27 protein-coding genes are annotated in these 26,998 nt (G+C 55.3%); 7 read left to right on the plus strand and 20 right to left on the minus strand.

Annotation, left to right across the window (positions count from 1 at the left end; translation table 11 throughout):
- Positions 1-18 precede the first annotated feature (18 nt).
- From gntU to RAC60_RS11485, 4 genes are all read right to left on the minus strand, one after another.
- Positions 19-1,359: a gluconate transporter gene (gene gntU, locus RAC60_RS11470; RefSeq protein ID WP_375093749.1), complete on the minus strand. Its 1,341-nt coding sequence runs from the start codon at positions 1,357-1,359 to the stop codon at positions 19-21.
- Positions 1,360-1,362: 3 nt separating this feature from the next.
- On the minus strand, positions 1,363-1,899 hold the full coding sequence (gene gntK / locus RAC60_RS11475; protein ID WP_006121033.1) for a gluconokinase: 537 nt from the start codon (positions 1,897-1,899) through the stop codon (positions 1,363-1,365).
- Positions 1,900-2,035: 136 nt separating this feature from the next.
- Entirely contained in the window at positions 2,036-3,031 is a 996-nt protein-coding gene (gene gntR, locus RAC60_RS11480; protein WP_375093750.1) for a gluconate operon transcriptional repressor GntR, read from the minus strand.
- Positions 3,032-3,131: 100 nt separating this feature from the next.
- Positions 3,132-3,827: a pirin family protein gene (locus tag RAC60_RS11485; RefSeq protein WP_033738177.1), complete on the minus strand. Its 696-nt coding sequence runs from the start codon at positions 3,825-3,827 to the stop codon at positions 3,132-3,134.
- A 360-nt stretch (positions 3,828-4,187) separates the two neighbouring features.
- Between RAC60_RS11485 and RAC60_RS11490 the strand changes: the two genes are divergently transcribed.
- On the plus strand, positions 4,188-4,682 hold the full coding sequence (locus RAC60_RS11490) for a GNAT family N-acetyltransferase (protein WP_033738179.1): 495 nt from the start codon (positions 4,188-4,190) through the stop codon (positions 4,680-4,682).
- Between the two features lie 33 nt (positions 4,683-4,715).
- Here RAC60_RS11490 and ggt read toward each other — a convergent pair whose 3' ends face one another.
- Positions 4,716-6,461: a gamma-glutamyltransferase gene (gene ggt / locus RAC60_RS11495; RefSeq protein ID WP_375093826.1), complete on the minus strand. Its 1,746-nt coding sequence runs from the start codon at positions 6,459-6,461 to the stop codon at positions 4,716-4,718.
- 207 nt (positions 6,462-6,668) lie between these two features.
- Between ggt and RAC60_RS11500 the strand changes: the two genes are divergently transcribed.
- Positions 6,669-6,956 (plus strand): DUF2756 domain-containing protein, encoded by a 288-nt coding sequence (locus RAC60_RS11500; RefSeq protein WP_033738183.1) that lies wholly within the window; start codon positions 6,669-6,671, stop codon positions 6,954-6,956.
- Here the strand turns inward: RAC60_RS11500 and ugpQ are convergent.
- The 10 genes from ugpQ to RAC60_RS11550 all read right to left on the minus strand — a co-directional run bounded on the left by ugpQ (position 6,953) and on the right by RAC60_RS11550 (position 17,075).
- Positions 6,953-7,696 carry a glycerophosphodiester phosphodiesterase gene (gene ugpQ / locus RAC60_RS11505; RefSeq protein WP_375093753.1) on the minus strand — a complete coding sequence of 248 codons (744 nt, stop codon included), beginning with the start codon at positions 7,694-7,696 and terminating at the stop codon, positions 6,953-6,955. The two genes, RAC60_RS11500 and ugpQ, sit on opposite strands and share 4 nt — an antisense overlap.
- Entirely contained in the window at positions 7,693-8,766 is a 1,074-nt protein-coding gene (locus tag RAC60_RS11510; protein ID WP_033738186.1) for a sn-glycerol-3-phosphate import ATP-binding protein UgpC, read from the minus strand. The genes ugpQ and RAC60_RS11510 overlap by 4 nt, the downstream gene beginning before the upstream one ends.
- Before the next feature lie 2 nt (positions 8,767-8,768).
- On the minus strand, positions 8,769-9,614 hold the full coding sequence (gene ugpE / locus RAC60_RS11515) for a sn-glycerol-3-phosphate ABC transporter permease UgpE (protein WP_039342718.1): 846 nt from the start codon (positions 9,612-9,614) through the stop codon (positions 8,769-8,771).
- Positions 9,611-10,498, minus strand: coding sequence for a sn-glycerol-3-phosphate ABC transporter permease UgpA (ugpA, locus tag RAC60_RS11520; protein ID WP_006121041.1), 888 nt, complete (start codon positions 10,496-10,498; stop codon positions 9,611-9,613). Before ugpA ends, ugpE begins: the two co-directional genes overlap by 4 nt.
- A gap of 55 nt (positions 10,499-10,553) precedes the next feature.
- The gene (gene ugpB, locus RAC60_RS11525; protein WP_033738192.1) at positions 10,554-11,870 is read right to left on the minus strand and encodes a sn-glycerol-3-phosphate ABC transporter substrate-binding protein UgpB; all 1,317 of its coding nucleotides are present in this window, start codon (positions 11,868-11,870) and stop codon (positions 10,554-10,556) included.
- A 284-nt stretch (positions 11,871-12,154) separates the two neighbouring features.
- Complete coding sequence (livF, locus tag RAC60_RS11530) at positions 12,155-12,862, minus strand: high-affinity branched-chain amino acid ABC transporter ATP-binding protein LivF (RefSeq protein ID WP_006121045.1); 708 nt, start codon at positions 12,860-12,862, stop codon at positions 12,155-12,157.
- Between the two features lies 1 nt (position 12,863).
- A complete protein-coding gene (livG, locus tag RAC60_RS11535; protein WP_058708187.1) occupies positions 12,864-13,631 on the minus strand; it encodes a high-affinity branched-chain amino acid ABC transporter ATP-binding protein LivG in 768 nt (255 codons plus the stop codon).
- A complete protein-coding gene (locus RAC60_RS11540) occupies positions 13,628-14,899 on the minus strand; it encodes a high-affinity branched-chain amino acid ABC transporter permease LivM (RefSeq protein WP_375093756.1) in 1,272 nt (423 codons plus the stop codon). Before RAC60_RS11540 ends, livG begins: the two co-directional genes overlap by 4 nt.
- Entirely contained in the window at positions 14,896-15,822 is a 927-nt protein-coding gene (gene livH, locus RAC60_RS11545; RefSeq protein WP_033738195.1) for a high-affinity branched-chain amino acid ABC transporter permease LivH, read from the minus strand. Before livH ends, RAC60_RS11540 begins: the two co-directional genes overlap by 4 nt.
- Before the next feature lie 128 nt (positions 15,823-15,950).
- Entirely contained in the window at positions 15,951-17,075 is a 1,125-nt protein-coding gene (locus RAC60_RS11550; protein WP_375093758.1) for a branched-chain amino acid ABC transporter substrate-binding protein, read from the minus strand.
- A gap of 401 nt (positions 17,076-17,476) precedes the next feature.
- Here RAC60_RS11550 and panM point away from each other — a divergent pair, with 401 nt between their 5' ends.
- Positions 17,477-17,863, plus strand: a complete 387-nt coding sequence (gene panM / locus RAC60_RS11555) for an aspartate 1-decarboxylase autocleavage activator PanM (protein ID WP_058701437.1) — start codon at positions 17,477-17,479, stop codon at positions 17,861-17,863.
- Positions 17,864-17,906: 43 nt separating this feature from the next.
- Here the strand turns inward: panM and rpoH are convergent, their stop codons facing one another.
- The 4 genes from rpoH to ftsY form a co-directional block, all read right to left on the minus strand.
- Positions 17,907-18,764 carry an RNA polymerase sigma factor RpoH gene (rpoH, locus tag RAC60_RS11560; protein WP_006121051.1) on the minus strand — a complete coding sequence of 286 codons (858 nt, stop codon included), beginning with the start codon at positions 18,762-18,764 and terminating at the stop codon, positions 17,907-17,909.
- A gap of 230 nt (positions 18,765-18,994) precedes the next feature.
- Positions 18,995-19,978 carry a permease-like cell division protein FtsX gene (ftsX, locus tag RAC60_RS11565; RefSeq protein ID WP_033738206.1) on the minus strand — a complete coding sequence of 328 codons (984 nt, stop codon included), beginning with the start codon at positions 19,976-19,978 and terminating at the stop codon, positions 18,995-18,997.
- Positions 19,968-20,636: a cell division ATP-binding protein FtsE gene (gene ftsE / locus RAC60_RS11570; RefSeq protein ID WP_006121054.1), complete on the minus strand. Its 669-nt coding sequence runs from the start codon at positions 20,634-20,636 to the stop codon at positions 19,968-19,970. Before ftsE ends, ftsX begins: the two co-directional genes overlap by 11 nt.
- Positions 20,637-20,641: 5 nt before the next feature.
- Positions 20,642-22,351, minus strand: coding sequence for a signal recognition particle-docking protein FtsY (gene ftsY, locus RAC60_RS11575; protein WP_054686868.1), 1,710 nt, complete (start codon positions 22,349-22,351; stop codon positions 20,642-20,644).
- A gap of 233 nt (positions 22,352-22,584) precedes the next feature.
- Between ftsY and rsmD the strand changes: the two genes are divergently transcribed.
- Both rsmD and RAC60_RS11585 read left to right on the plus strand, forming a co-directional pair.
- Positions 22,585-23,184, plus strand: coding sequence for a 16S rRNA (guanine(966)-N(2))-methyltransferase (rsmD, locus tag RAC60_RS11580; RefSeq protein WP_033738212.1), 600 nt, complete (start codon positions 22,585-22,587; stop codon positions 23,182-23,184).
- Positions 23,174-23,443: a DUF1145 family protein gene (locus tag RAC60_RS11585; RefSeq protein ID WP_006121057.1), complete on the plus strand. Its 270-nt coding sequence runs from the start codon at positions 23,174-23,176 to the stop codon at positions 23,441-23,443. Before rsmD ends, RAC60_RS11585 begins: the two co-directional genes overlap by 11 nt.
- 28 nt (positions 23,444-23,471) lie before the next feature.
- Here RAC60_RS11585 and RAC60_RS11590 read toward each other — a convergent pair whose 3' ends face one another.
- Complete coding sequence (locus RAC60_RS11590; protein ID WP_006121058.1) at positions 23,472-23,828, minus strand: DUF2500 domain-containing protein; 357 nt, start codon at positions 23,826-23,828, stop codon at positions 23,472-23,474.
- Positions 23,829-23,980: 152 nt separating this feature from the next.
- On the opposite strand from RAC60_RS11590, the gene RAC60_RS11595 reads away from it, so the two are divergent.
- The gene (locus RAC60_RS11595) at positions 23,981-24,610 is read left to right on the plus strand and encodes a lysoplasmalogenase (protein WP_033738214.1); all 630 of its coding nucleotides are present in this window, start codon (positions 23,981-23,983) and stop codon (positions 24,608-24,610) included.
- Between the two features lie 87 nt (positions 24,611-24,697).
- Positions 24,698-26,986, plus strand: a complete 2,289-nt coding sequence (locus RAC60_RS11600) for a zinc/cadmium/mercury/lead-transporting ATPase (RefSeq protein WP_054686866.1) — start codon at positions 24,698-24,700, stop codon at positions 26,984-26,986.
- Positions 26,987-26,998 lie beyond the last annotated feature (12 nt).

A 26,998-nucleotide genomic window follows, 5' to 3' on the forward strand; every position in this document is an offset into this window, starting at 1 on the left:
TTGCCCGGGTTAAATCGCTCAGGTGAGCAGGGTAAAGGCAATCATCCCGACCACCGCGCCCACGGTGCCTAAAATGGTTTCCATCAGCGTCCATGTCTTGAGCGTTTCACCTTCGGTCGCGCCGGTGAAGCGGCCAAACAACCAGAAGCCCGCATCATTAACATGGCTGATAATAATGGAACCGCCGCCGATGCAGATGGACAAGGCTGCCAGTTGTGCGCCGGAGTAATGCAACGGTTCTATCACCGGCATGATCAAGCCCACCGTCGTCAGGCAGGCCACCGTCGCCGACCCCTGAATCACCCGGACCGCACCGGACAGAATAAAACAGGCCAGAGCAACCGGCAGCCCGGCACCGGTTAAGGCATTGCCCAGTACCGGCCCTACGCCAGAATCAACCAGCACCTGTTTAAAGACGCCGCCCGCTCCTATTACCAGCAAAATAATCCCTGCAGGCTGCAGCGCACTGCCACAAATCTGCATCACTTTTTCTTTATCCATGCCCTGACGGTACGCCAGGCCATAGATAGCGACCAGACAGGCCAGCAGAATCGCGATGAAGGGATGCCCGATGAATTCCAACCACTCGTAAAGTGTAGAGCCCTCAGCGGTGAAGCGTGCACCAATGGTTTTCAGCCCGACCAGCACAAGTGGAAACAGGATAAGCGCCAGGCTAAAGCCAAAAGAGGGCAGCTTGCCGGCATCAACGTCGGGCTGATGATCTTCCGGTGGTGCGCTGAACGTTACGCGCTTCGCGATAAAATTGCCAAACAACGGCCCGGCAATCAGCATGCCCGGCAGAGAGGCACACAGCCCAAGCAAAATCATCCAGCCGAAATCCGCATGCATTTGCGAAGCTAACAGCATGGGCGCAGGGCCCGGCAGCAAAAAGGCCGCCGCCGCCGCCACACCGGCAAACAAGGGAATAACCAGCCTGACCAGGTTATCCCCTGTCCGCCTGGCGACAGCGAATGCGATGCTAATCAGCAGCACTACGGCCACCTCAAAGAACAGCGGCAACGCGCAGATTAAGCCGGCAATGCCCATGGCAAAATGCGCCCGGCTCTCGCCAAAGGTTTTCAGCATGCGAATCGCAATCTGATCCACCGCCCCGGTTTCGTGCAGGATCTTGCCAAACATGGCACCCAGCGCCACGACGATGGCTAAGAAACCGAGCGTGCCGCCCATGCCTTTCTGCATCGTTTCCGCGATTTTATCCAGCGGCATGCCCGACAACAGACCCGCGCCCACAGAAACCAACATCAGGGCAAGAAAAGCATGCATCCGGGCTTTCATCACCAGAAAAAGCAGCAGCAGGACAGAGCCTGCTGCAGTCAAAATAAGTGTTGCGGTATTCATGGTCTAGCCTTGATTGATTGCATCCTTAATGGTTGCAACCGTTGCCGCTACAACCTCGTCCAGGGAGTGCGTGATATCGACAGCCAGCACATCCGTTTCATCCGCACCCGGCTCTTCCAGCGTCGCAAATTGTGTTACCAGCATTTGCGGCTTAAAGAAGTGCCCTTTGCGCGCTTTCAGACGCGATTCGATGGTGTCGAAATCCCCTTTCAGGTAGACAAAACGCAGGTTGTCGTTGCCCTGTCGAAGCATATCGCGGTAATGCTTTTTCAACGCTGAGCAGACGATGATCGAGATCGCCTGCGTACGTTGCATGGCGAACGCCGCGTCGTTCAATGCCTGTAACCATGGCAAACGGTCGTTATCGTCCAGCGGATGGCCTTCTGCCATCTTTAAGATATTGGCGCGGGGATGAAGAAAATCGCCATCGAGAAAAGCGGTGTTCAACTGGTGGGAGACCCGGTTTGCCACAACGGATTTGCCGCTGCCTGAAACACCCATCAAAATAAAAACGTGATGTGGCGTGGATTGCGTCGTCATTTTCTACTCCGGCAAGTCAATGTGCCATGTTACCGATAACAATGATGCTTATCATTCTCCTGGTGACATTACACTCTGGCAACCTTTTTACTGACTGAAGCCTTAAAGTGTGAGCTGACTCATAAATTTGCGCGAATCAGATACTGCCGCCTTCCACAATAGCAAATCCCATATCCAGCGGCTGGCTGACCCGGTTTTCACCGGCAATGCGCGCCAGTAACAACGCGGCCGATTCACGACCTATTTGGTCTCGCGGCGTCAGAACCGTCGCCAGCGCAGGCGTCACCACCTGACTGATATCATGACCGTGAAAACCGGCAATAGCCATTTGGGAAGGCACCTGAAGCCCCTGACGCTGGCACTCAAACATCGCGCCCACCGCCAAATCGTCGTTGGTACAGAACAGGCTGTCCGTCTGAGGATAGCGTCGCTGCGATTCGCGGAGCAATTCGCCACCGGCACTGAAAGAGGAGGCTTCTTCCATCATGACACTGCGCGGCGTTAATCCGGCTTCGCGCATGGCACTTTCATAACCCCGCTGCTTTTGCAGCGTGCGTTCATCCAGGCGCGCGCCCAGATAAACGGTATGACGGTGCCCTTTTTTCAGAATCGCCAGCGTCATTTGCCGGGCGGCTTCGACGTTGTCAAAGCCTACCGCCATATCCAGACAGGGCGTAACGCTGTCCATCATTTCAATCACCGGAATACCGGCCACCTCCAGCATGCGTAACGTCCCTGCTGTATGTGTGCGTTCGGTCAGAATCACGCCATCGATGTTCCAGCCAAGCAGCGACCGCAGCTGGCGCTCCTCTTTTTCCGGGTTATAACCAAAGTGTGCCACCAGCGTCTGGTAACCGGCTTCATCTGTCACCGCTTCGATTCCCCGCAGAACATCGGCGAACACCTGATTGGTCAGCGAGGGCAGCAACACGCCGATGGCGCGGCTGGTCGCGTTGGACAGCATATCGGGGGCGCGATTGGGGATGTAACCCAACTCATCCAGCGCAACGGCGATCTTCTCCCCCAGCGCAGCCGACACCTGCTCAGGATTGCGCAGATAACGACTGACAGTCATTTTGGTGATACCGATACGATCGGCAACGTCCTGTAAAACCGGTCTTTTCTTCTTCATCGTAAGCGCCTGGATCTCGCTGAAAGCACATGACGACGAGTCTACCACTTTTTTACAGGCAGATTGCTAATGGGGCGAGACAGGCTCGCCCCCTTCAGGCTCAGACCGGCGGTAGGTCGAACAACAACACTTCGGCCGCGCTGTCGGCTTCAAGCGTCAGGCCAGTTTCGTCCCAAACGGCAAAGGCATCACTGTTTGACGCGGATTGCCCGTTCACCTTCACGTCGCCTTTGACAACCTGAATCCAGATACGGCGTCCCGGCTCAATGGTCACGCTGTCGCTTTCGCCTGCCGCAAATACCCAGCGCGATAGCGTCATGTCCTGCCAGACTTTGAGCGAACCGTCACGGGCATCCGGGGTGAGGATAAACTGGCGACCCTGCACATCCGGAAAGCGACGCTGATCGTAACGCGGCTCAATCCCCGTGCGCTCTGGAATGATCCAGATTTGGTAAAGATGCAGCGGTTCTGTTTTGCTGGCGTTGTATTCTGAATGACGTACGCCGGTACCTGCACTCATGATCTGGAACTCACCCGCGGGAATCTGTTCCTTGTTGCCCATGCTGTCCTGGTGTTCCACGGTACCCGACAGGACATAGGTCAAAATTTCCATGTCTTTATGCGGATGCGTACCAAATCCCTGGCCGGGATCGATCACATCTTCATTAATCACCCGCAGGGCTGAGAAGCCCATAAAATTTGCATCGTAATAGTTGGCAAACGAGAAGGTGTGCCAGCTGTCCAGCCAGCCATGATTAGCGTGGCCACGTTCTTCAGCTTTACGTAAATAGATCATGTTCAAATCTCCTCACTGTTTTTTATAGTTTGGTATCAGGTGAGAAAGATTGATAGCTGAAAAACTTCACCTCTCTGTTCAAAAATTATGAACCTCTGGCAAAGGGTTGTTGAACGGAACTGAAGGAAAGCAGGACGGGCGCGCAAAAAAAAAAGCCAGCACCCGGCTGGCTAAATAATACTGGAAGCAATGTGAGCAATGTCGTGCTTTCTGACGTCTCGACAACATCCAGAAGGCATGACAATAATAATCATTATCATTCTCGTCTGTAAAGCGCTTTTGTGTATTATTTCTGTTGACGCCTGACGTAAATCCCCTGATGTTTAAAGGGTTTACCACGTGCTCATAAGGATAACCGCCATGCCTTCAGTGATGATTCGCCATGCTGTCCCGGCTGATGCCCCCGCGTTAACTCGTCTTTACAGCCAGCCTGAAACCCAGGCCGCAACCCTGCACCTGCCCTATCCCTCGCCCTCACTATGGGAGCAAAAACTGGCCAGTCCACGCGCCGGTGTGCATATGTTGGTAGCCTGTATTGATGAGCAGGTGGTCGGGCAACTCACGCTTGAAGGCGTTACGACAGCACGGCGGCGACACTGCGCCAGCATAGGGATGGGCGTTGATCCGGCGTTTCATCGACGCGGGGTGGGCAAAGCTTTGATGGCGGCAATGGTCGATCTTTGCGACAACTGGCTTCAGGTGACGCGCATTGAACTGACGGTCTTTGCTGATAATCACAAAGCAATCGCGCTGTACCAGCAGTTCGGTTTCCGAATTGAAGGCACCGCGCAGCGCTATGCGATACGCGAGGGGAACATGACAGATGCGCATTTTATGGCGCGTATCAGAGCATAACGAAACGGGCAGCCAGAAGGCTGCCCACCGATATCAATAACCGGCACTCAGATCGCCCACCGTGCGGGGATCAGACGCACCGTACAGCGTACCGTCAGGACCAATCATAATACTTTGTGTACTGCCCATGGCCGGTTGCACTTTAACGTGTTGCCCTTTCGCTTCGAGTAAGCGCAACGTATCCGGGCTGAAGCCCTTCTCAACCCGTAACTGATCGGGCAGCCACTGGTGATGGAAACGCGGCGCATTGGTCGCCTCTGCCACGTTCATGCCGTAATCAATGCTGTTCACGACCATTTGTAATACCGTGGTGATAATGCGACTGCCGCCCGGGCTACCGGTAACCAGCCAGGTTTTTCCGTCCTTCGCAACGATAGTCGGTGACATTGAGGATAACGGACGTTTGCCAGCCTGCACCGCGTTGGCTTCCCCGCCCACCAGCCCATATACATTCGGCGTGCCCGGTTTGGCCGAGAAATCATCCATCTGGTTGTTCATCAGAATGCCGCTGTTACCCGCTACGATGCCACTGCCGAAGTTAGTGTTTAAGGTGTAGGTTACCGCAACCGCATTGCCGCTTTTGTCCACCACAGAGAAGTGAGTGGTTTGATTACTTTCGTAAGGGGCCAGTTTACCGGGCTTAATATCACTGGATGGCCGTGCCTTCGCCAGATCGATTTGCTGTGCCAGCGATTTGGCATAGGCTTTGCTGGTCAGCGCCTGCCACGGGACTTTGACGAAGTCTGGATCGCCCAGATACTCGGAACGATCGGCATAGGCATACTTCTCTGCTTCAGCCATGACCTGCATGGCGTCGGCGCTGCCAAAACCCATTTTTCCCAGATCGAAATTTTCCAGGATATTCAGGATCTGCACGATATGAATACCGCCCGATGAGGGTGGTGGCATCGAGAAGACCTCATAGCCCCGGTAAGTGCCGCTGATCGGCTTACGCTCTACCGCATGATAGGCCGCGAGATCGGCTTTCGTTATCAGGCCGCCATGCTGCGCCATCTCGGCCGCAATCTGATCGGCAATCTTGCCTTTATAAAACGCATCCGGGCCTTGTTGTGCGATCAACTGCAGGCTGTGAGCCAGATTCTTTTGTACCAGACGTTCGCCTTTCAGCCAGGGCGTGCCATCCGGTTTGAAGAAAATAGCTTTACTGTTGGGATGGGCGAGCAGGACTTCCTTGCCATAGGTGTTAAGATCGTCCGCCAGCGCATCATTCACGATAAACCCGTCGCGCGCCAGTTTGATGGCAGGTGCCAGCAGTTTATTCAGCGGCAGCGTACCGTATTTGTTCACCGCCAGCGCAAAGCCAGCCACGGTGCCAGGCGTGCCTGAAGCCAGCGGTGACGTTAGAGAAAGCTTACTGTCGGCGTTGCCTTGCTTGTCCAGGAACATATCGCGCGTGGCCGCCGCCGGGGCCATTTCACGAAAATCGATCGCCGTGGTCTGTCCTGATGCCGTTCGCAACAGCATAAATCCACCGCCGCCCAGGTTGCCCGCCTGCGGATGCGTCACTGCCAGCGCGAAGCCAACCGCCACAGCGGCATCGACCGCGTTACCGCCCTGACGCAGGATATCCACGCCCACATTGGTGGCCAGCGCATCGACTGACGCTACCATGCCGTTATGGGCTTTGACCGGATGAAACGTATCGCTGTCCACGCCATAGGAGACGGGCGGCGCCTGAACCGGTGCGGCATGTGCCCCCGTAACAACAGTAAAACTCATTAGTAGTGACCAGCTCAGCTGGCGTAACCTGGCTTGCATCATCATTCCGTTCCCACCTTCACGGTTATTTACATTTCTTTATCCTTTATGTAACTGACTACAAACAAAGCCGAATATCAAGGATTAACGCAAATTCAGTGCACTCCTGGAGCAGTAATCTGAACCAGCGCATAAACTTACGCTAACGATCACATGACCTGCTTCAGGCATGCACACACAGCACCGGTCGTTTACTGGAGGATTAAAATGAAAAAGTGGCTTATGGTTTTCGCCGCCCTGCTGCCGTTAACTGGCATGGCGAACATGCTGAACAGCACGAATGATCCCAACAAGCCTGGCTATAATCCCAGCCAGCAACGCATGCAGACCCAGATGCTTAACCAGTCGCAGCAACAGCAGACGAAGTTACAGCAGGACCAGCAGCGGCAGAATCAGGACGTACAGCGGAAGTTGCAGGAGCAGCGGGATAGTGCCCAGCAGCGCGTGATCAAATCGCAGCCGGGCCAGCAGCAGAACCAACAGAATATGAACTAGTGAAAATCGGGGCCAATGCTGTCGATGCTGTCGGTACAGATGGCATCGACGCCCCATTTCAGTAATGTCCTTGCCCGTTCCGGGCTGTTCACGGTATACACCAAAATACGCAGATCGGCCTCTTTCAGCTCAGCGACTCTGGCCTCAGTAAGGACCTTGTGATTCAGGTGAATTGAAGTGCAGTCCAGCGCCCGCGTCTTCTCCTGCCATGCGTTATCCCAGTGATGAGATAACAGGCCGCGCGGCAGTTGTGGTTCGGCCTGCATGGCTGCTTCCAGTGCCACAAAGGAGAACGAGGATAGAAGAGGAAGAGGTTGCCCCTGCCACTGCGTGGCAGCGGCCTGCGCAATGGCGCGTCCGGTTTCGGCGTCGGTCCCTGTGGTCGGTTTAATTTCGATATTGGCCATCAAGCCATGCTGACGGCAGCGTGCCGCGACCTCATCCAGTCGGGCCAGCTTTTCGCCCTGAAAGGCCGCGCTGAACCAACCGCCCGCATCAAGCTGCGACAGCTTGTCCCACGGGAGCTCGCCCGCAATGCCCCAGCCGTCGCTGGTGCGATCTAACGTATCGTCATGCAGCAGAAAAATGTGCGCATCTGCCGAGAGTTTGGCATCAAACTCAATCATCAAATGTCCGTATTTTGCGCCAACATCAATCGCAGCAAGGGTATTTTCAGGTGCCAGCTTGCCACCACCACGATGGGCGACAATGCGCGGATAGGGCCATTGCTTTTCACTCATTCCAGACGCTTCCCGTGACTTGAATCGAAGAAATGTAACGCCTCAACAGGCAGATGCAGCCACAGGGTGCTGCCTGCTTCCGGGCGCTCGCTATGGGGTAAGCGTACCACTAAACGTGCCTCACCGATGCGACCGTGTGCCAGATTGTCGGCACCCAGCATCTCAAGCGTCTCAACACGGAAGGGAATGCCGCCCTGCTGCTGGCTACTGAGTTGAACATGTTCGGGCCGGATACCGAGCACCACGGGGCGATTGGCCCATTTGGCTTTGCCCTCGCCCACCGGAATAGCGTGGGACGCATCAACCACAAAGCGAGCGCCATCTTCGCTGAAATTGCCCTGTATCAGACTCATCGCGGGGGAACCCATAAAGGAGGCCACAAACAGGCTGGCCGGGCGCTCGTAAACGTCGACCGGCGTGCCAATCTGTTCCAGCACGCCTTTGTTCATCACCATCACGCGCTGGGCCAGCGTCATCGCTTCAACCTGATCGTGCGTCACATATAAGCTGGTCGTTTGCAGACGGCGATGCAGTTGCTGAAGCTCAAGGCGCATTTGTACGCGCAGGCGCGCATCCAGGTTAGAGAGCGGCTCGTCGAACAAAAATACGGCGGGTTCACGCACGATGGCACGCCCCATGGCCACGCGCTGGCGCTGTCCACCGGATAACTCACGTGGACGGCGCGTTAACAGATGATCCAGCTCCAGGCTCCGTGCCGCATCCAGCACGCGTTGGCGAATATGCTCTTTACTCATCCCACGAATCCTGAGGCCGTAAGCCATATTTTCTTCGACGGACATATGGGGATAAAGTGCGTAGTTCTGGAACACCATGGCAATGCCGCGATCCTTGGGCTCCTCATGCGTGACGCGTTTATCGGCGATATAAATATCGCCGGACGTGACGCGCTCCAGTCCGGCCACCATGCGCAACAGCGTGGATTTGCCACAACCCGAAGGGCCTACCATCACCATAAACTCGCCGTCATTGATCGTGACGTTGAGCGGCTGGATGATTTGATTTTTACCGTCGTAAGATTTGGTCACCGCCTGAAGGGTTACGCCTGCCATCACTATTTCTCACTCTCAACCAGACCACGCACGAAGGCGCGCTGCATAACAAACACCACCACCACGGGTGGAATCAGGGTTAATAACATTGCGGCCATCACTTCGTTCCACTGCGTTGGCGAACCGTTGGTAGAGATCATGCTTTTAATCCCCGCCACGGCCGTGCCCAGGCTGGCGTTATCAATGATTAATAATGGCCAGAGGTACTGGTTCCAGCCATAGATAAACGTGATAACGAACAGCGCCGCCAGATTGGTTTTTGACAAGGGCAGCACGATGTCCCAAAAAAAACGCATCGCGCTGGCACCGTCAATGCGCGCGGCTTCAATGAGCTCATCCGGCAGCGACATAAAGAACTGCCGGAACAGGAAAGTGGCCGTCGCGGAGGCCATCAAGGGCAGTGTCAGACCGCTGTAGCTGTCCAGCATGTTGAGATCGGCAATCACCTGCACCGTTGGGAAAATGCGCACTTCGACCGGCAGCATCAGGGTGATAAAGATCATCCAGAAGAACAGTGAGCGCAGGGGGAAGCGAAACCACACCAGGGCAAAAGCGGACAGAATCGACACCAGAATCTTACCGACGGTGATGCCCAGCGCCATGATAACGCTGTTCATCAGCATCAGGCTAAAGGCCGGACCGTTGCCGTTCACGCCCTGCGTCCAGATATGCGAAATGTTTTCCCACAGGTGAGTACCGGGAATCAGCGTCATCGGGACGTTATAGACGGCGTCGTTATCCAGCGTGGCGGCCACAAAAGCCACATAGAGTGGAAACAGGATGGTCAGAATACCCAGCACCAGGACGACATGGCTGAAAATGTCCAGCCCGCGACGATTTTCAATCATTGATATTGCACCTTACGCTCGACGAAGCGGAACTGAATGACGGTCAGCGCGATAACCAACAGCATCAACACCACAGACTGCGCAGCAGATGAGGAGAGATCCAGACCGGTAAAGCCTTCACGATAAATCTTATAGATGAGCGTCGTCGTCGCCTGGACCGGGCCACCGCCTGTCGCGGCATCAATGACCGGGAACGTATCGAAGAAGGCATAAATCAGGTTGACCACCAGCAGGAAAAAACTCACCGGGGTAATCAACGGAAGCGAAATAGAGAAGAACCGACGCACCGGCCCTGCCCCATCAATGGCGGCGGCTTCGACCAGCGACTTTGGTATCGACTGTAACGCGGCAAAAAAGAACAGGAAGTTGTAGCTCATCTGCTGCCACACGGAGGCCAGCACCACCAGGAACATGGCCTGGCCGCTGTTCTGTGCGAAGTTCCAGTTATAGCCCATGTGGTTAAGCAGGTAGCTCAGCAACCCCAGTCCGGGACTGAACAGGAACATCCACAATACGGCCGCGATCACCGGTGCCACCGCATAAGGCAACAGCAGCAACATCTGATAGAGCTTGCGCAGGCGTACGACGTAGTCCACCAGCGCCGCCAGGAGCAATGAGGACACCATGCCAAAAAAGGCGACCATGCTGCTGAACTTGATGGTGGTCCAGAAGGTGTCCAGATAAAGCCCGTCGGAAAAGAGCCGTTCAAAGTTCGCCAGACCCACAAAGGTGCTGGAGATGCCGAAAGGATCCAGGTTTTGCAGTGAATACCACAACGCTTCACCCGCTGGCCAGACAAAGAAAATAGCGGTGATCAGGAGTTGCGGCAGCACCAGCAAATAGGGTAACAGGCGATTACGAAACACCGGGCGAGATGGAGACATAACGTTCTCTGACTTGGGTGAAAAAAGGCCAGCCGGAGCTGGCCTGCAGAACGGATTATTTATTCTGTTGCTCGAAACGACGCAGCAGCTCATTACCCCGCTTCACGGCGTTATCTAACGCAGCCTGCGGTGTCTGCTTGCCGGTCCAGACGCTTTCTAACTCTTCATCCAGAATGGTACGAATCTGCGGCATATTCCCCAAACGCATGCCTTTGGTGTAAGGCAACGGCGGCTTGTTCATCATCTGGCGAATCGCAATATCCGCACCTGGATTTTTCTCGTAGAAGCCTTCTTTCTTCGTCAGCTCATACGCGGCGGTAGTAATAGGCAGGTAGCCCGTTTTCTGGTGCCATTCCGCGGCAATTTTTGGCTCGGTAAGGAACTTCATAAATTCCGCCGCGCCTTTGTAGGTATTGGCATCTTTGCCTTTCATCACCCACAGGCTGGCACCGCCGATAATCGCGTTCTGCGGGGCATTCGGAATATCCGCATCGTAAGGCATCATGCCGACGCCGTAATGGAATTTGGCGTAATGGCGGATATCGGCCAGTGAACCTGACGAGGCCGTGGTCATGCCACAGTCACCGTTATAGAACTTCGCGGTGGATTCATCTTTACGACCAAAATAGGTGAAATCACCTTTCTTGTTCATGTCTTCCAGCAACTGGATATGGCGAACCTGCGCCGGTTTATTGAATTCCAGTACCGCATCGGTGCCGTCGAATCCGTTATTTTTTGTGGCCACCGGCAGACCGTTCCAGGCGCTGAAGTTCTCAATCTGAATCCACCCCTGCCAGCCGCTGGCATAGCCACAGCTCATGCCTGATTTACGCAGTGCATCGGCATCTTTTGCCAGTTCCTGCCAGGTTTTGGGTGGCTGATCCGGGTTTAAACCGGCTTTTTTAAACGCATCTTTGTTGTAGTACAGCACAGGCGTGGAGCTGTTGAACGGTTGCGAGATCAGCTGGCCTTTTGAATTGCTGTAGTAAGCCGCGACCGCAGGAACAAACTGCTTCTCGTCCATTGAAATGCCCGCGTCTTTAAAGACCTGATAAACAGGCACAATGGCTTTAGAGGCCATCATGGTGGCGGTGCCCACTTCGTAAACCTGTAATAGCGCGGGCGCTTTTCCGGTGCGGACCGCGGCGATACCTGCCGCCAGACTTTGTTCGTAGTTCCCTTTGTACACAGGGACGATTTTGTAGTCAGGGTGTTCCTGGTTAAAACGTTGTGCCAGTGAGTCAACTTCTTTGCCTAACTCGCCTTCCATTGAGTGCCAGAAAGGGATCTCAGTGACGGCCAGTGCATTACCACTGATCGCCAGACCGAGCAGGGCGCTCATCAGGCTACGACGAAAAGTAACAACGGACATAGGATTTTCCTGTTCAGGTAGGTACGCGCGCTATCACGCATTTTTTGCTCGCGAAGTAACATGACATGTGGAAATGACGGAAAAATAACAGTCAGATGACGGAAAAATGACGACAGAATGTCAGGATATGACAGTGATAAGCGCGTTTAATGGACCGGAAAGCGCCGGGCTGAACCGCGCTGCTGAAGCAGGGATAAGTATGTGCCGTAAGGGAAGGAAAATTCGCCGGGTGACAGCCCGGCACAGAGCCTGCAGTCACCCGGCATAGATGATGGCGGAGAAACCTAGGCGCCCAGATAGGCGCTGCGCACGGCTTCATTCGACAGCAGTGCCGCACCGCTGTCCTCCAGCACGACATGACCATTTTCCAGTACGTAGCCCCGATCGGCCAGCTTCAGCGCCTGGTTCGCGTTCTGTTCAACCAGGAAAATCGTCATACCTTCGCTGCGCAGTTGCTCAATCGTGTCAAAAATCTGCTGGATAATAATCGGCGCCAGACCCAGAGAAGGCTCATCGAGTAACAACAGGCGCGGCTGGCTCATCAACGCGCGGCCGATGGCGAGCATTTGCTGTTCACCGCCCGACATGGTGCCCGCACGCTGCACCTTACGCTCTGCCAGACGTGGAAACAGGGTGTAAACGCGCTCGATGCGCGCCAGATACTCCGGGCGACTGGCAAAAAAACCGCCCATGGCCAGGTTCTCTTCCACCGTCATGCGTGAGAACACGCGGCGACCTTCGGGCACGATGGCAATCGCCTCACGCATAATGCGCGCCGTTTGCCAGTCGGTAATGGTTTTGCCGTCAAACGTGATCGTACCGCTGGTGGCGCGCGGCTCGCCGCATAATGTGCCCAGCAAAGTGGTTTTGCCTGCGCCGTTTGCGCCGATCAGGGTGACGATTTCGCCCTGATCGATATGCAAACTGACATTATGCAGCGCCTGAATTTTGCCATAGTGCGCACTGACGTTATCAATGGTTAACATGGCCATATTACGCCTCTCCTAAATAGGCACGGATCACATCCGGATTATTACGAATCTCTTCCGGCGTGCCGTTCGCCAGTGGCGTGCCCTGATTCACCACATAAATACGGTCAGAAATGCCCATTACCAGCTTCATATCGTGCTCAATCAACAAAACGGATACCTTATGCTCGCCTCGTAACTCGGCGATCAGCGCATCCAGCTCATGCGTCTCTTTCGGGTTAAGTCCGGCTGCCGGTTCATCCAGCATTAGAATCTCCGGCCGCGTCACCATGCAGCGGGCGATCTCCAGTCGGCGCTGCTGACCGTAAGCCAGATTACCGGCCTGGCGATTCGCCATATCGAGTAAGCCAACCCGCTCAAGCCAGGTGGCAGCGCGATCCAGCGCCTCGCCTTCACTGCGGCGAAAAGCCGGGGTTTTCAGCAGCCCCGCAAACACGCCACTTTTCAGGTGCTGGTGCTGGGCGACTAACAGGTTTTCAATCACCGTCATTTCGCGGAATAAACGGACGTGCTGGAAGGTCCGCACGATCCCCATACGGGCGATCGTCTGTCCGGGCAGGCCAGTCAGGTTCTTGTCGCGTAAGGTGATACTGCCGCCCGTTGGCTTATAAAAGCCGGTCAGGCAGTTAAACACGGTGGTTTTACCCGCACCGTTTGGACCAATAAGCGACACAATTTCCTGGGGGCGCAATTCCAGTTTAACGTTGTTCACGGCTAACAGACCGCCGAAGCGCATCATCAGGCCTTCAACGGCTAATAAAGGCTGACTCATGCCTGTTCTCCTTGTTTATCCTGACGCAGTTTCAGGTGCGGTCGTTTCATCGGCAGTAAGCCTTGCGGACGCCAAATCATCATCAGCACCATCAGCGCCCCCAATACCAGCATGCTGTATTCGTTGAGGTCGCGCATCAGCTCACGCGAAACCACCAGCAAAATGGCGGCCAGAATAACGGCAAACTGCGAGCCCATTCCGCCCAACACCACGATAGCCAGAACAAAAGCGGACTCGACAAAGGTAAAGGACTCCGGACTGACAAAGCCCTGGCGAGCAGCAAACAGCGTCCCCGCGAAGCCAGCAAAGACGGCGCTGATAGTAAACGCGGTCAGCTTAATGCGGGTCGGGCTCAAGCCCAGCGAACGACAGGCGATCTCATCTTCACGTAACGCTTCCCATGCCCGACCCAGCGGCATGCGCAGCAGGCGGTTGATCACAAACAGCGTCAGCACCACCAGCAACAACGCCACCAGATAGAGGAATATCACCCGGTCGTTAGGATCGTACTTCATGCCAAAGACATCGTGAAACGTGCCCCATCCCCCCTCGCTGACGCGACGGCCAAACTCCAGGCCAAAAAAGGTGGGCTTAGGAATCTGAGCAATCCCATTCGGACCGCCGGTGATTGCCGTGTTATTGAGCAGCAGAATACGGACGATTTCGCCGAAGCCGAGCGTGACAATAGCCAGATAGTCACCGCGCAAGCGCAGCACCGGGAAGCCGAGCATCAGGCCAAATGCGCCCGCCACCAGGCCCGCCAGCGGCAGGCTTTGCCAGAAACCAAAACCATAGTAATGATTAAGCAGCGCGAAGGTATACGCGCCAATGGCATAGAAACCACCGTAGCCCAGCACCAGCAGACCCGATAGCCCTACGACCACGTTCAGTCCCAGACCCAGCATGATGTAGATCAGTGTCAGGGTGGCAATATCGACGCTGCCGCGTGTAACCAGGAACGGCCAGATAACCGCCGCGGCGATCATCAAGCCCATAATGGCTTTTTGCTTTGGCGTTGAGCCGTCGAAGCCCGGCAACACCAGGCCACCACCGCTACGTGTCAGCTTGCCCTGAAACAGCGGACGTAGCAGTTGAAACAAAAACACAACGGCACAACCGATGAATATCCAGTTCCAGCGCACGCTGCCGGCATTCACTATCTGTAGCTGCGTACCATTCAGATCGAGGCGCATTCCCATAAAGAAGGCCGCCAGCACCAGCAGCATGACCGCTGAAACAATCGCATTGACCAGACCAAGGCGTTTCATACTTTCTCCACCTCCGGGCGGCCCAGAATACCGGTAGGCATGACCAGCAGCACCACAATCAGTAAGGCAAACGACACCACATCTTTGTATTCGGTGGAGAGATAAGCCGAGGTCAGCGCTTCGGCAATGCCCAGCACCAGCCCGCCAATCATCGCGCCGGGAATACTGCCGATGCCGCCCAGGACCGCCGCAGTAAAGGCTTTCATCCCCGCCATAAAGCCGATAAACGGGTTAATCGAGCCATAAAACTGCCCCAAGAGCACGCCCGCAACCGCCGCCATCGCCGCACCAATCACAAAGGTCAGCGAGATCACCCGGTCAGTATTAATGCCCAGCAGGCTGGCCATTTTGAGGTCTTCCGCACAGGCGCGGCAGGCGCGTCCCATGCGGGAATAACGGATAAACAGGGTCAGGGCCAGCATTGCCAGGAACGTGACCACCCAAATCACGATCTGCATCGTCGACAGCGTGGCGGCAAAGCCGTTACTTTCGCCCAGCGTCCACTGGCCGGTGATTAAGCTCGGCAGGGCAAGGTCACGTGAACCCTGCGTCAGGCTGACGTAGTTTTGCAGAAAGATGGACATTCCGATGGCGGAGATCAACGCAATCAGACGCTTGGATGCCCGTACGGGACGATAAGCCACCCGTTCGATGCTCCAGCCATAGGCACTGGAGATGATAACGGCCATAACAAAACCGGCGGCAATCATGAGCCAGCCGGTATCAATACCCATCATCATCAGGGCTGCAATAACCATAAAAGAGACATAGCTACCGATCATATAGACTTCGCCATGGGCGAAGTTAATCATGCCGATAATGCCGTAAACCATGGTGTAACCGATGGCGATCAGCGCGTAGGTGCTCCCCAGAGTCACCCCGTTGAACATCTGCTGAATAAAATAGAGAAACTGCTCGGACATAGTGAGGACCTGCTCAGAAACCAGAAAACCCCTCTCCTGCTGCCAGAAGAGGGTTAGCCAGGCGATGGCGCGTCAGTCACGCCTTCTCCTGCTTCCCCGCTGTCGTACGACGGGGAAGAATCAGTGCCTTATTTAACTGCGGTAGACGAACCGTCTTTGTGCCATTTGAAGACGCCAAACTCGAAGCCTTTCAAATCGCCTTTCTGATCCCAGCTCAGGTCGCCCATCACTGTCGGAACCGGTGCGCCGGTTTTCAGGTTCTTCGCAATCGCATCCGGCTCATCGCTCTTACTGCGCTCCATGCCGGTCACCAGAGACTGGATAGCCGCATAGGTTGTCCAGACAAACGGGCCGGTAGGATCTTTACGGTTAGACGCGCTATTCGCTTTGATGGCGTCCACGATGGCCTTGTTCTGAGGCAACTGGTCGTAACGTTTTGGCAGGGTTACGTAGAGCCCTTCTGACGCGTCGCCCGCAATGTTAGACAGCGAGGCGTTGCCCACACCTTCTGGCCCCATAAAGCCTGCTTTCAGTCCTGCCGCTTTTGCCTGACGCAGAATCTGGCCCAGCTCCGGGTAATAACCACCGTAATAAACAAAGTCGACGTTTTCTTTCTTCAGTCGCGCAATCAGCGTTGAGAAATCTTTATCGCCCGCGGTGATCCCTTCAAACATCACCACGTTGCCGCCTTTCGCTTTCAGGGTTTTCTGTACCGATTCTGCCAGACCCTGGCCGTATTGCTGCTTGTCGTGCACCACAGCAATGCGTTTTGGCTTGATGACATCCAGAATGTAGTTCGCCGCAGTTGGACCCTGATCAGAATCCAGACCGGTCGTACGCATCACGTCGGCATAGCCACGTGCAGTCAGTTCTGGCGCGGTGGCCGCAGGCGTAATCATCAGCACGCCTTCATCGTTATAGATATCTGATGCAGGCTGCGTAGAGGAGGAGCACAGGTGACCGATAACATATTTGATACCGTCATTGATGACCTTGTTAGCCACCGCAACCGCCTGTTTCGGGTCACAGGCATCGTCATATTCGACACCAACCAGTTTGTCGCCGTTTACGCCACCTTTGGCATTGATGTCTTTAATCGCCTGTGCGGCGCCGGTAAATTCCATATCACCATATTGCGCGACCGGGCCAGTAGCGGCACCTACGATAGCGATCTTAATGTCTTTCGCCATTGCCACATGGCTCATCGCCAATGCAATGCATCCTGCCAGTAACGCGCGACCTGTCATTTTCATGCGAACTACCCCATCAGTTATGTCGTGTTTGTTGTGAGTGGTTTTATTTTGGCCAGATAAAGGGGAAAACTGATTTAACAATAAGGAGTTAGCACGCTTTTCTGGCTTTTATTAATAATAAGGCTTTATATTTCAGTCTATTAAACAGGAAGTTTATTCTGTAAAGCAACTGACATATTCATGATTCGCGGCCAAAAGCAGCATAATCAACTGGATGCAATGCGCGGCTTTTGTTCACCAGGCCAGCGCGTTATGCTGGCTTTAAATGCTGACTACCTGTTTATAACTATTATCCTGGCACTCTGTCGCTGTTTTGACCTGTTTTATTGCGTAAAATGTGCCGGGGTTCTGATTACGGGAATTGACTACACTTTCGGCTTATACACGGACAGGTGTTTGTTATGAAGCTTACTATTTTGCGGTTGACCTCTCTAACGCAGCAGGATCGGATCGATCTGGAGAAAATCTGGCCTGAGAGGGATTTGGCCACGCTGGAAAACGCGTTAAATGAAAATCACCGCCTTTATGTCGCACGCTTCAACGACCGTTTGCTGGCGGCGTTACAGTTAGAGATAGCCGGTATCCACGGTAAAGTGCATCATCTGACCGTCAGAGATGTCACGCGACGTCGCGGTGTCGGGCAATATTTGCTGGAAGACACGATGAAGCAGAACCCATCGCTGGAGGACTGGTGGATTGCTGATGACGGTAGCGAAGATCAACGCGTTCGGGCGGCGTTTATGCAGGCCTGTGGATTTCGTGCGCAGGTTGATGGCTGGGTAAAATAAATCGCGGGCAATAAAAAGGGCGACCTGAGGTCGCCCTGTCTCGTCAGGCTTCGATAGCCATTCGGAGTTTTTTCATCGCGTTCTTCTCAAGCTGTCGGACACGCTCAGCAGAAACACCGTATTGATCGGCCAGTTCCTGCAGGGTGGTTTTGTTGTCTTCGTCCAGCCAGCGGGCACGGATGATATGCTGGCTGCGCTCGTCCAGCCCTTCCATTGCATAAGTCAGCTTATCGGCTGCATGCGATTCCCAGTTGTCCTCTTCGATGCCGTCCGCAAAGTCAGAGGTTTTATCCTGGAGATACAGCACCGGCGCCATGGATTTTCCTTCGCCGCTTTCATCGTCAGCGGACATATCGAAGGTCATATCCTGAGCCGCCATGCGCGATTCCATTTCTCGCACATCTTTGCTGCTCACGCCCAGCTCACGCGCCACCATCTCGACTTCATCCTGGTTAAACCAGCCCAGACGCTGCTTGGTTTTACGCAGGTTAAAGAACAGCTTGCGCTGTGCCTTAGTGGTCGCCACTTTCACGATGCGCCAGTTACGCAGCACATATTCGTGAATTTCTGCTTTGATCCAGTGAACGGCAAAGGACACCAGACGAACACCCACTTCAGGATTGAAGCGACGAACGGCTTTCATCAAGCCAATGTTACCTTCCTGGATCAGGTCAGCCTGAGGCAGGCCATAGCCAGAATAGTTACGAGCGATATGAACAACAAAGCGTAGGTGAGACAGGATCAGCGTCTTTGCCGCATCCAGATCGCCCTGGTAATGCAGCCGTTCAGCCAACGCTTTTTCCTCTTCTGCCGACAGCATCGGCCAGGTGTTGGCAGCCCGAACGTAAGATTCCAGGTTGCCCAGAGGAGCAATAGCTAAAGTTTGCATTTCTTTGGTCATTCAAACCCTCACAAAATCAGTGGAATTGCCGCATCTTTCCATAAGCGCACGTCACATTATGTCAACGTCGCAGGAAAACCAAAAGCAATCTGTGCTACTTAGAAAACAAAGTTATCCACAAGTTCAATTATAGCAGTGAATATTTTACACACAGATGACAGCAGGGCAACATCCTCTGCGCCCACTGTCGGCAGCAGAGGATGATTATAACAAAAAAATGTTGCAGCGCTTTACTGGGGCGTAAATCGACGTAAATGTTGTACGGTTGCCAGCCAGGCGGCAATCCAGCCGATAATGGCGGCGATGAGCAACAGCAGTAACGCCTCATCCCAGGAAAACCCTTCCAGAGAGAAGGTGGTGCCAAATACCGACGCCACCTGAGCCACAACAGACTGCAGGCGCAGCACCAGCACTTCAGACAGGATCAGGGAAAGTACCGCGCCACTGAACCCCAGTAATGCGCCACCATACAGGAACGGCCGCAGGATAAATCCATCCGTTGCCCCGATCAGCTTCTGAACGTTGATCGTATCGCGGCGGGCAAAAATACTCAGCCTGACGCTGTTACCAATCACGAGGAAGACCGCCACGATCATCAGGATACCGATCATCGACGCAATTTGACCGACCAGGCCGGTCAGCGCCGCCAGACGGGCGAACCAGCTGTCATCCATCCGTACCTCATCGACGCCCTGCACTTTCGCCACTCTGTCGCGTAACGTTTGCATGGTGTCCGAATTCTGGAAGTTGAGCTTTGGCGTAATGATAACGACAGCAGGCAGCGGATTCTGTTCCAGCATGTCCATCGCGCCGCCGAAGCCTGACCAGTTGCGGAATTCATTCAGGGCTTCTTCACGCGTCAGATAGTTAACGTGATCCACGCCCTCAACCTGTTTCAGTTGCGCGGTCACATTCTCAGCAGCCGTATCATCCAGCGTTTTTGAGAGATACACCGTCAGCTGCGGCGCGGGATACCACTGCGAAGCCGCCTGACTGACGTTTTTCCACACCATATAGCAGACGCTGGGCAGCGTCAGGGAAATCGCAATCACCATCACTGTCAGCAACGTCGCCAGCGGCTGACGCCACATATCTGACAGCGTACCGCGTAGCGCGTAGCGCCACTGTTCCTGCCAGCCACCGCGTAACGCTTTACTCTTTGACGGTTGCTTCGCCTTCGGGGCTGCCGCGCGTTTGTTGCGTTTATTGACCATCGTGGCCTCCGTGCAGGCGTCCTTTATTCAGCGTCATTACCCGATAATTGCGGCGACCAATAAGGGCAACATCATGCGTCGCCATCAAAACGGTCACACCTACGCGGTTAAATTCTTCAAACAGCCGCAGGATGTCTTCTGACAGCGCCTCATCCAGGTTACCCGTTGGTTCGTCAGCCAGCAGAACGGCGGGCTTATTCACGACGGCACGGGCAATACCGACACGTTGCTGTTCACCGCCGGAGAGCTGAATAGGAAAACTTTTCGCTTTGTCGAGCAGGCCCACTTTATCGAGCGCCGCCGAAACACGACGACGGATATCCTCGCCGCTGGCACCGGAGATGATCAACGGGATGGCCACATTGTCATAAACGCTACGATCCATCAGCAGATGGTGATCCTGAAAGATCATCCCGATCTGACGACGCAGGAACGGCACTTCGCTGTTACGTAGGCGCGAAATATCGTGTCCGCTAAACCAGATTTGCCCGGCGCTGGGGCGCTCAATGCCACAAATCAGCTTCAGCAACGTACTCTTACCTGCCCCGGAGTGGCCGGTCAAAAACGCCATTTCGCCAGGACGCAGATTAAAATCTACGCCCTGCAGCGCCTGACGTCCGCCGAGATATGCCTTACTGACCTCTTCAAAGCGAATCATCCTAATTAGTCCTCTCGGGCAAACAGTGCCTCAATAAAATCCTCGGCCTTGAAGGGCCGTAAATCGTCGATGCCTTCTCCGACACCGATATAACGGATAGGGATGCCAAACTGATCGGCGACCGAGAAAATCACGCCACCTTTGGCTGTCCCATCCAGTTTAGTCAGTGTAATGCCGCTCAGCCCTACCGCTTCATGGAACAGTTTGGCCTGGCTGATGGCATTTTGCCCGGTACTGGCATCCAGGGTCAGCATGACTTCATGTGGTGCCTGCTCATCCAGCTTCTTCATCACACGGGTAATTTTCTTCAGCTCTTCCATCAGGTGCGATTTATTTTGCAAGCGCCCTGCGGTATCCGCGATCAACACGTCAACGCCACGTGATTTGGCCGCCTGGATGGCATCGAAAATCACCGAGGCAGAATCCGCGCCGGTATGCTGCGCGACAACGGGAATGTTGTTGCGCTGGCCCCAGACCTGAAGCTGTTCAACAGCTGCCGCACGGAACGTATCGCCCGCCGCCAGCATCACAGATTTACCTTCTGCCTGATACTGACGTGCCAGCTTGCCGATGGTGGTGGTTTTACCCACGCCGTTCACGCCGACCATTAAGATGACAAACGGGGTTTTACCTTCGACATTCAGCGGTTCATCGACTTTCGCCAGGATCGCCGCCATTTCGCTTTTCAGCAGGCCATAAAGCGCTTCCGCATCGCGCAGTTGCTTACGGTCAGCATGCTGCGTCAGGCTGGTAATAATGCGCCGCGTCGTTTCCACGCCCACGTCGGCAATCAGCAGTTGTTCTTCCAGTTCTTCGAACAGGTCATCGTCGATTTTCTTGCCACGGAACAGGCTGATAAAACCCGAGCCCAGGTTCTGGCGGGTCTTCACCAGGCTGCGCTTCAGGCGGGCAAAGAATCCCTCTTTGGTGGGGCGCTCCTGTTCCTGCTCGTGCGCTACCAGCGGTGCGGCGGCTAACGGAAGATCGCTGACCGTGTCGTCTGGCGCTGTCGCCCCGGCATCGTGCCCGACAGTTTCAACGTTAACGACATCCGCGTCTCCCAGCGCCAGTGCAGCCAGTTCTTCGTCACTCAACGGCGCATCGTCCGCCTGTTCAGTTTCAGCGATGGCAGCGTCGTGCGGCGCGATATCTGTCACGTCGGCATCCGCCAGCGCCAGCGCGGCCAGTTCATCGTCGCTCAGCGGCGCATCGTCCGCCTGTTCAGTTTCAGCGATGGCAGCGTCGTGCGGCGCGATATCTGTCACGTCGGCATCCGCCAGCGCCAGCGCGGCCAGCTCATCGTCGCTCAGCGGCGCATCGTCCGCCACAGGTGCCTGTTCAGGCGCGGATGAGGCAAGCTCAACCTCCGCTGACGGCAGCGCGGTCAGTTCCTCATCGTTGACGTCATCGGCAGGCTCAACGGGCGTGATCATACCGGTATGCGGATCAACCGCCGTTTCAGGCCCGGCTACACGGGCGGTAACCGGTACGTCTTCAGACGTAGCTGCATCACTTTCCTGTTGCTGTTCAACACGGTTTTCAGGTGCGGCACCGCGTTCCTGTTCAGCGGTTTCCGCCTGACTGCGTGCCGGGGCTTCCTGTTCTGGCTGCTGGGCTTCCGGTTGTGCCGTCTGCGCATCCGTTAAGGGTTGTTTCTCTTCTTCTTTGCCAAATCCCAGCCAGGAAAAAAAGCCTCGTTTCTTCTCTTTTGCCATTGTGTAACCACACTCCTCGATGGCTTCATCCCGGTAGCACAATGTTCCCAGGGTTAAAAACAGTATTGGTGATAAACGCCAAAGTGGCGTTAAACCGCAGAATTATGCATAACATCAGCAGCGTCGTAGTCTAACACTTTCCTGGCGGCTCACCACAGCACCCTTTTTTAACGTTTCTTCTCATCGTTTCGCCCGTTAAACTACGCAACAAATTATGACGATTTGTGAGCAAGATGATAAAACCTCCCCGTAAAACAGGTGGTGCGGGCCAAATCCGCATTATTGGCGGACAGTGGCGCGGCCGCAAATTACCGGTGCCAGACAGCGCGGGTCTTCGTCCCACCACCGACAGGGTGCGAGAAACCCTGTTTAACTGGCTGGCACCCCACCTGCAGCAGGCTGACTGCCTGGATTGCTTTGCCGGAAGTGGCGCACTGGGGCTGGAAGCGCTCTCACGCTATGCCGCGTCGGCAACGCTGCTTGAGCTGGAGCGCCCGGTGGCGCAACAGCTGAGCAAAAACCTTCAGACATTGCAGGCCTCAAACGGCAACGTTGTACAAACCAACACTCTGAGCTGGCTGGCGCAGGACGGCCATCCCTTTGGTATCGTGTTTGTCGATCCTCCGTTTCGGCAGGGTTTGCTGGAGCAAACCCTGCAACTGCTGGAAAAAAATAACTGGCTGACAGCGGATGCACTCGTCTACGTTGAAAGCGAAGTTGAAAACGGCCCACCGCCGGTGCCGGTTCACTGGGATTTACATCGCGAAAAAATTGCGGGCCAGGTGGCCTATCGTTTATATCAGCGCCAACAGGAGACGCATGATGTTACTTAATTTAGGACGCCTGCTGATGCTGTGCGTATGGGGTTTTTTACTGTTTAACCTGATTCATCCGTATCCGAAGCCCCTGACCTGGTTCATCAATGTGGCCTTGATATTTATGATCCTGATGCACGGCCTGCAGTTAGTCCTGCTGCGCACGACGCAGGGCAAAGATGCACCACCGCTCGATCGCGCTACCCAGATCAAAGTCTTTTTGTTTGGCGTGTTCGAACTGGTTGCGTGGCAGAAAAAAAATTTCCCACGTAAATAAAGGATAACGGCGGGCATCACGCTCGCCGTCAGTTTTCGGCAGGCGTGAAGCGGATAAAACGCGTGCCCTGAAGTGTCAGCTCGCCTTTCGTGCCCTTGTCCATCAGATGGTAGTCGCTTTCATTAACGCGCATCTTAATATCGCTTTCGCCATTGAGCGGATGAAACCAGGCCTCATAGCGCATTTCGTCTCCGGCGATCACTTCGCGCTCACGTGAGCGGCGACTGGATACCGAAAACTCACGCTTGGTTTTGACCTCAACCGCGACGGTGCGTACCGGCGAGGCATCGTTGACGGCTGCCTCGCGCCGCTGTTTGATGAACTGGCGTGTCGCGAGTACGGCAATAATGGCCACGACGATAATAAAAAGTAGCGGTGGTTTCATCTTTCCTCAGCGTTTATCCGGTCTCAGATCGTCTTGCATTGCGCGATAAAGCATACAACCAGAGTTGACCGATTGTCACATCGCGCTGGCATAACCTAGACTGACAGGAGTGTTTCAGGAACTGTCACCATTTTGGTAAAAAGGGAGAAGCAATGCTCTGGTCCTTTCTCGCTGTACTTTTCTCCGGCTGGCTGTACGTTGATGCCTCTTACCGGGGCCCGCAATGGCAACGCTGGTTATTTAAACCTGTTACGTTGCTCCTGTTAGTCGGTCTGGCCTGGCAGGCCCCCACACGCAATACATCTGATTACCTGATTGTGGCTGGGTTAGTCGCCACGCTCATCGGCGACACGCTGACGCTGCTCCCGCGGCAACAAATGCTTTATGCGCTGGGCGCGTTTTTCCTGTCGCATCTGCTGTACACGCTGTGTTTTGCGGCCAATATGACGATGACATTTTACTGGCCCATCCCACTAACGTTTCTGATCATCGGGGTGGTTGTGATTGGTGTGCTGTGGAGTAAGCTGGAAACGCTGCGCTGGCCCGTCTGTACGCTGATCGGCATGACGCTGGTCATGAACTGGATGGCTACTGAACAATATGTCTTCCGCCCCAGCGATTACAGCTTCTCAATTCTGGTTGGCTCTGCCCTGCTGCTGCTGGCCAATATCGTGTGGTTTATCAGTCATTATCGCCGCCGTTTCAGCGCCGACAGCGCGATTGTCGCGGCCTGCTACTTTGCCGGTCACTTTATGATCGTCCGCTCCCTGTGGATCTACTGAAAAAAGGCACAATAATGCTGGCGTTGGGTTAAACCTCTGGGTGTAAGATAAGCCGTGGGCACGTCGCCCACGTCTTCCGGAGGTTATATGCATCAACATCATGCTTGTGGCTGCGGTAAGCCACGCAATACTCATCGAGCCGCAAAACCACTTTGTGCCATTCGCCCTGTTCGTCCGGGCACCTTATCCATTACTGCGGCCTCTCCTGAAACGACAGAGAGCACCAGCTGCGGCGGCGACTGTAGCTGCTCTGCCGCGTCTGCCGGCGAAGCCAGTGACGAAGGTGACCGACGACGATCCTCTGATGCTTTTCAGTTCAGCTGGCAGGTTAGCGGTATGGACTGCCCCAGTTGTGCCCGCGCAATCGAAACCGCCGTTCGCCAACTCCCTGACGTCCTGCAGGTCCGCGTCGTCTTTTCCAGTGAAAAACTTGTCGTTAATGCCCGTGCCCCGGTTCAGTCTGCAATAGAAGACGCCGTGATAAAAGCAGGTTTTCATCTCTCCTCAACCTCTGTTTCTGCGCCTGCGCCATCGCCCTGGCGTGCCCGTTTCCCGCTTTTACTGCTTGCTGCGCTCATGGTAGCCAGCGCTGCGCTTACGCAGGTGAATGCCGTTTGGGGCGACCGGTTATTTATTCTGACGACGCTGGTCGGGCTGGTGCCGGTCGCGCGTAAGTCGTGGCAACGTCTGCGAACCGGCTCTGCCTTTACCATTGAAACTCTGATGACCCTGGCGTCGGCAGGTGCGTTATTAATTGGTGCGCATGCGGAAGCCGCCATGGTTCTGCTGCTGTTCCTGTTGGGCGAAAAACTGGAAGCCTATGCCGCAACCCGCGCGCGCAGTGGGGTAAGCCAGCTGATGGCGCTGCGTCCCGAGTTCGCTGTGCGCCTGCAAAATGGCACCCGTAGTGAGGTGCCCCTGTCCGCGTTGCAGCCTGGCGACCGGATCGTAATCGCCGCCGGTGGCCGTTTGCCGGTCGACGGCTGCTTACTGGCGGAAAGCGCCAGTTTCGATGAGAGCGCGCTGACGGGCGAGTCGGTACCGGTGCTGCGTCAGCGTGGCGAAAAAATACTGGCGGGTGCGACCAGCGTTGATCGTCTGGTGGAACTGGAGGTGGTTTCCAGGCCTGGCGAAAGTGCCATTGACCGCATTTTGCAGTTGATTGAGGAAGCCGAAAGTCATCGTGCTCCGGTAGAACGTTTTATCGATAACTTTAGCCGGATTTACACGCCAGCCATCATGCTGCTGGCCCTGCTGGTGATGGTGCTCCCGCCCCTGTTTGGCGCGGGTGCCTGGCTGCCCTGGGTTTATAAAGGCCTGACGCTGCTGTTGATCGGCTGTCCCTGTGCGCTGGTGATCTCCACGCCCGCCGCCATCACGTCCGGACTGGCCGCCGCCGCCCGCCGTGGTGCGCTGATTAAAGGAGGCGCGGCCCTGGAACGGCTGAGCACAGTGCAGACGATCGCGTTCGATAAAACGGGTACGCTGACAGAAGGCCGGCCGCAGTTGACGCGAATTTTGCCGTTCGGCGAGGCTAACGAAGACGCGATTCTGCAATTAGGTGCCGCGGTGGAACAAGGTTCTACCCATCCACTGGCAACGGCGATTGTGGCAGCCGCACAGTCCAGGGCACTGCCGCTTCCGTCTGCCACTCAACAGCAGGCACTGGCGGGAAGCGGTATTCAGGCTGAAGTGGACGGCCAGCGTATAACGTTGCTGGCACCGTCGTACGTCAGCAGCCTGAGCCCGGCGCACCAGGCAATGGTGCATGAGCAGGAAGCCCAGGGCGAAACCCTTGTGATAGTGCTGCGTAATGGCGAGGTGCTGGGGGCGCTGGCCTTACGGGACAAGCTGCGCAGCGAAACCCCCGCCGCCTTGCAGGCCTTAAAAGCGCTTGGCATCAACAGCCTCATGCTGACAGGTGATAACCCGCGGGCGGCCGCTGTCGTCGCCCAACCTTTAGGCATCGCCTGGCATGCCAGCCTGTTGCCAGCCGGTAAGGTGGAGGCGGTTCGTCAGCTCAGTGAGCAGCAGGTGGTGGCGATGGTGGGCGACGGTATCAACGATGCGCCAGCCATGAAGGCCGCCACGCTGGGTATTGCGATGGGCAGTGGGACGGATGTCGCGCTGGAAACGGCGGATGCCGCCCTGACGCGCAATCAGCTCAGCAACCTGGCCCCGATGATTGCTCTGGCGCGCCGCACCCGGGCGATTATCCGTCAGAATATTGGTATTGCGCTGGGGCTGAAGGCTCTGTTCCTGGTGACGACGCTGGCGGGGTTAACGGGATTGTGGCTGGCGGTGCTGGCTGATTCCGGTGCCACCGCACTGGTCACGGCAAACGCGTTGCGGCTGTTGCGCACGCGGGATGCATAACCTGACGGCGGC

This window comes from Pantoea sp. BR_17 (assembly GCF_041955125.1).
Taxonomy (GTDB): domain Bacteria; phylum Pseudomonadota; class Gammaproteobacteria; order Enterobacterales; family Enterobacteriaceae; genus Pantoea; species Pantoea stewartii.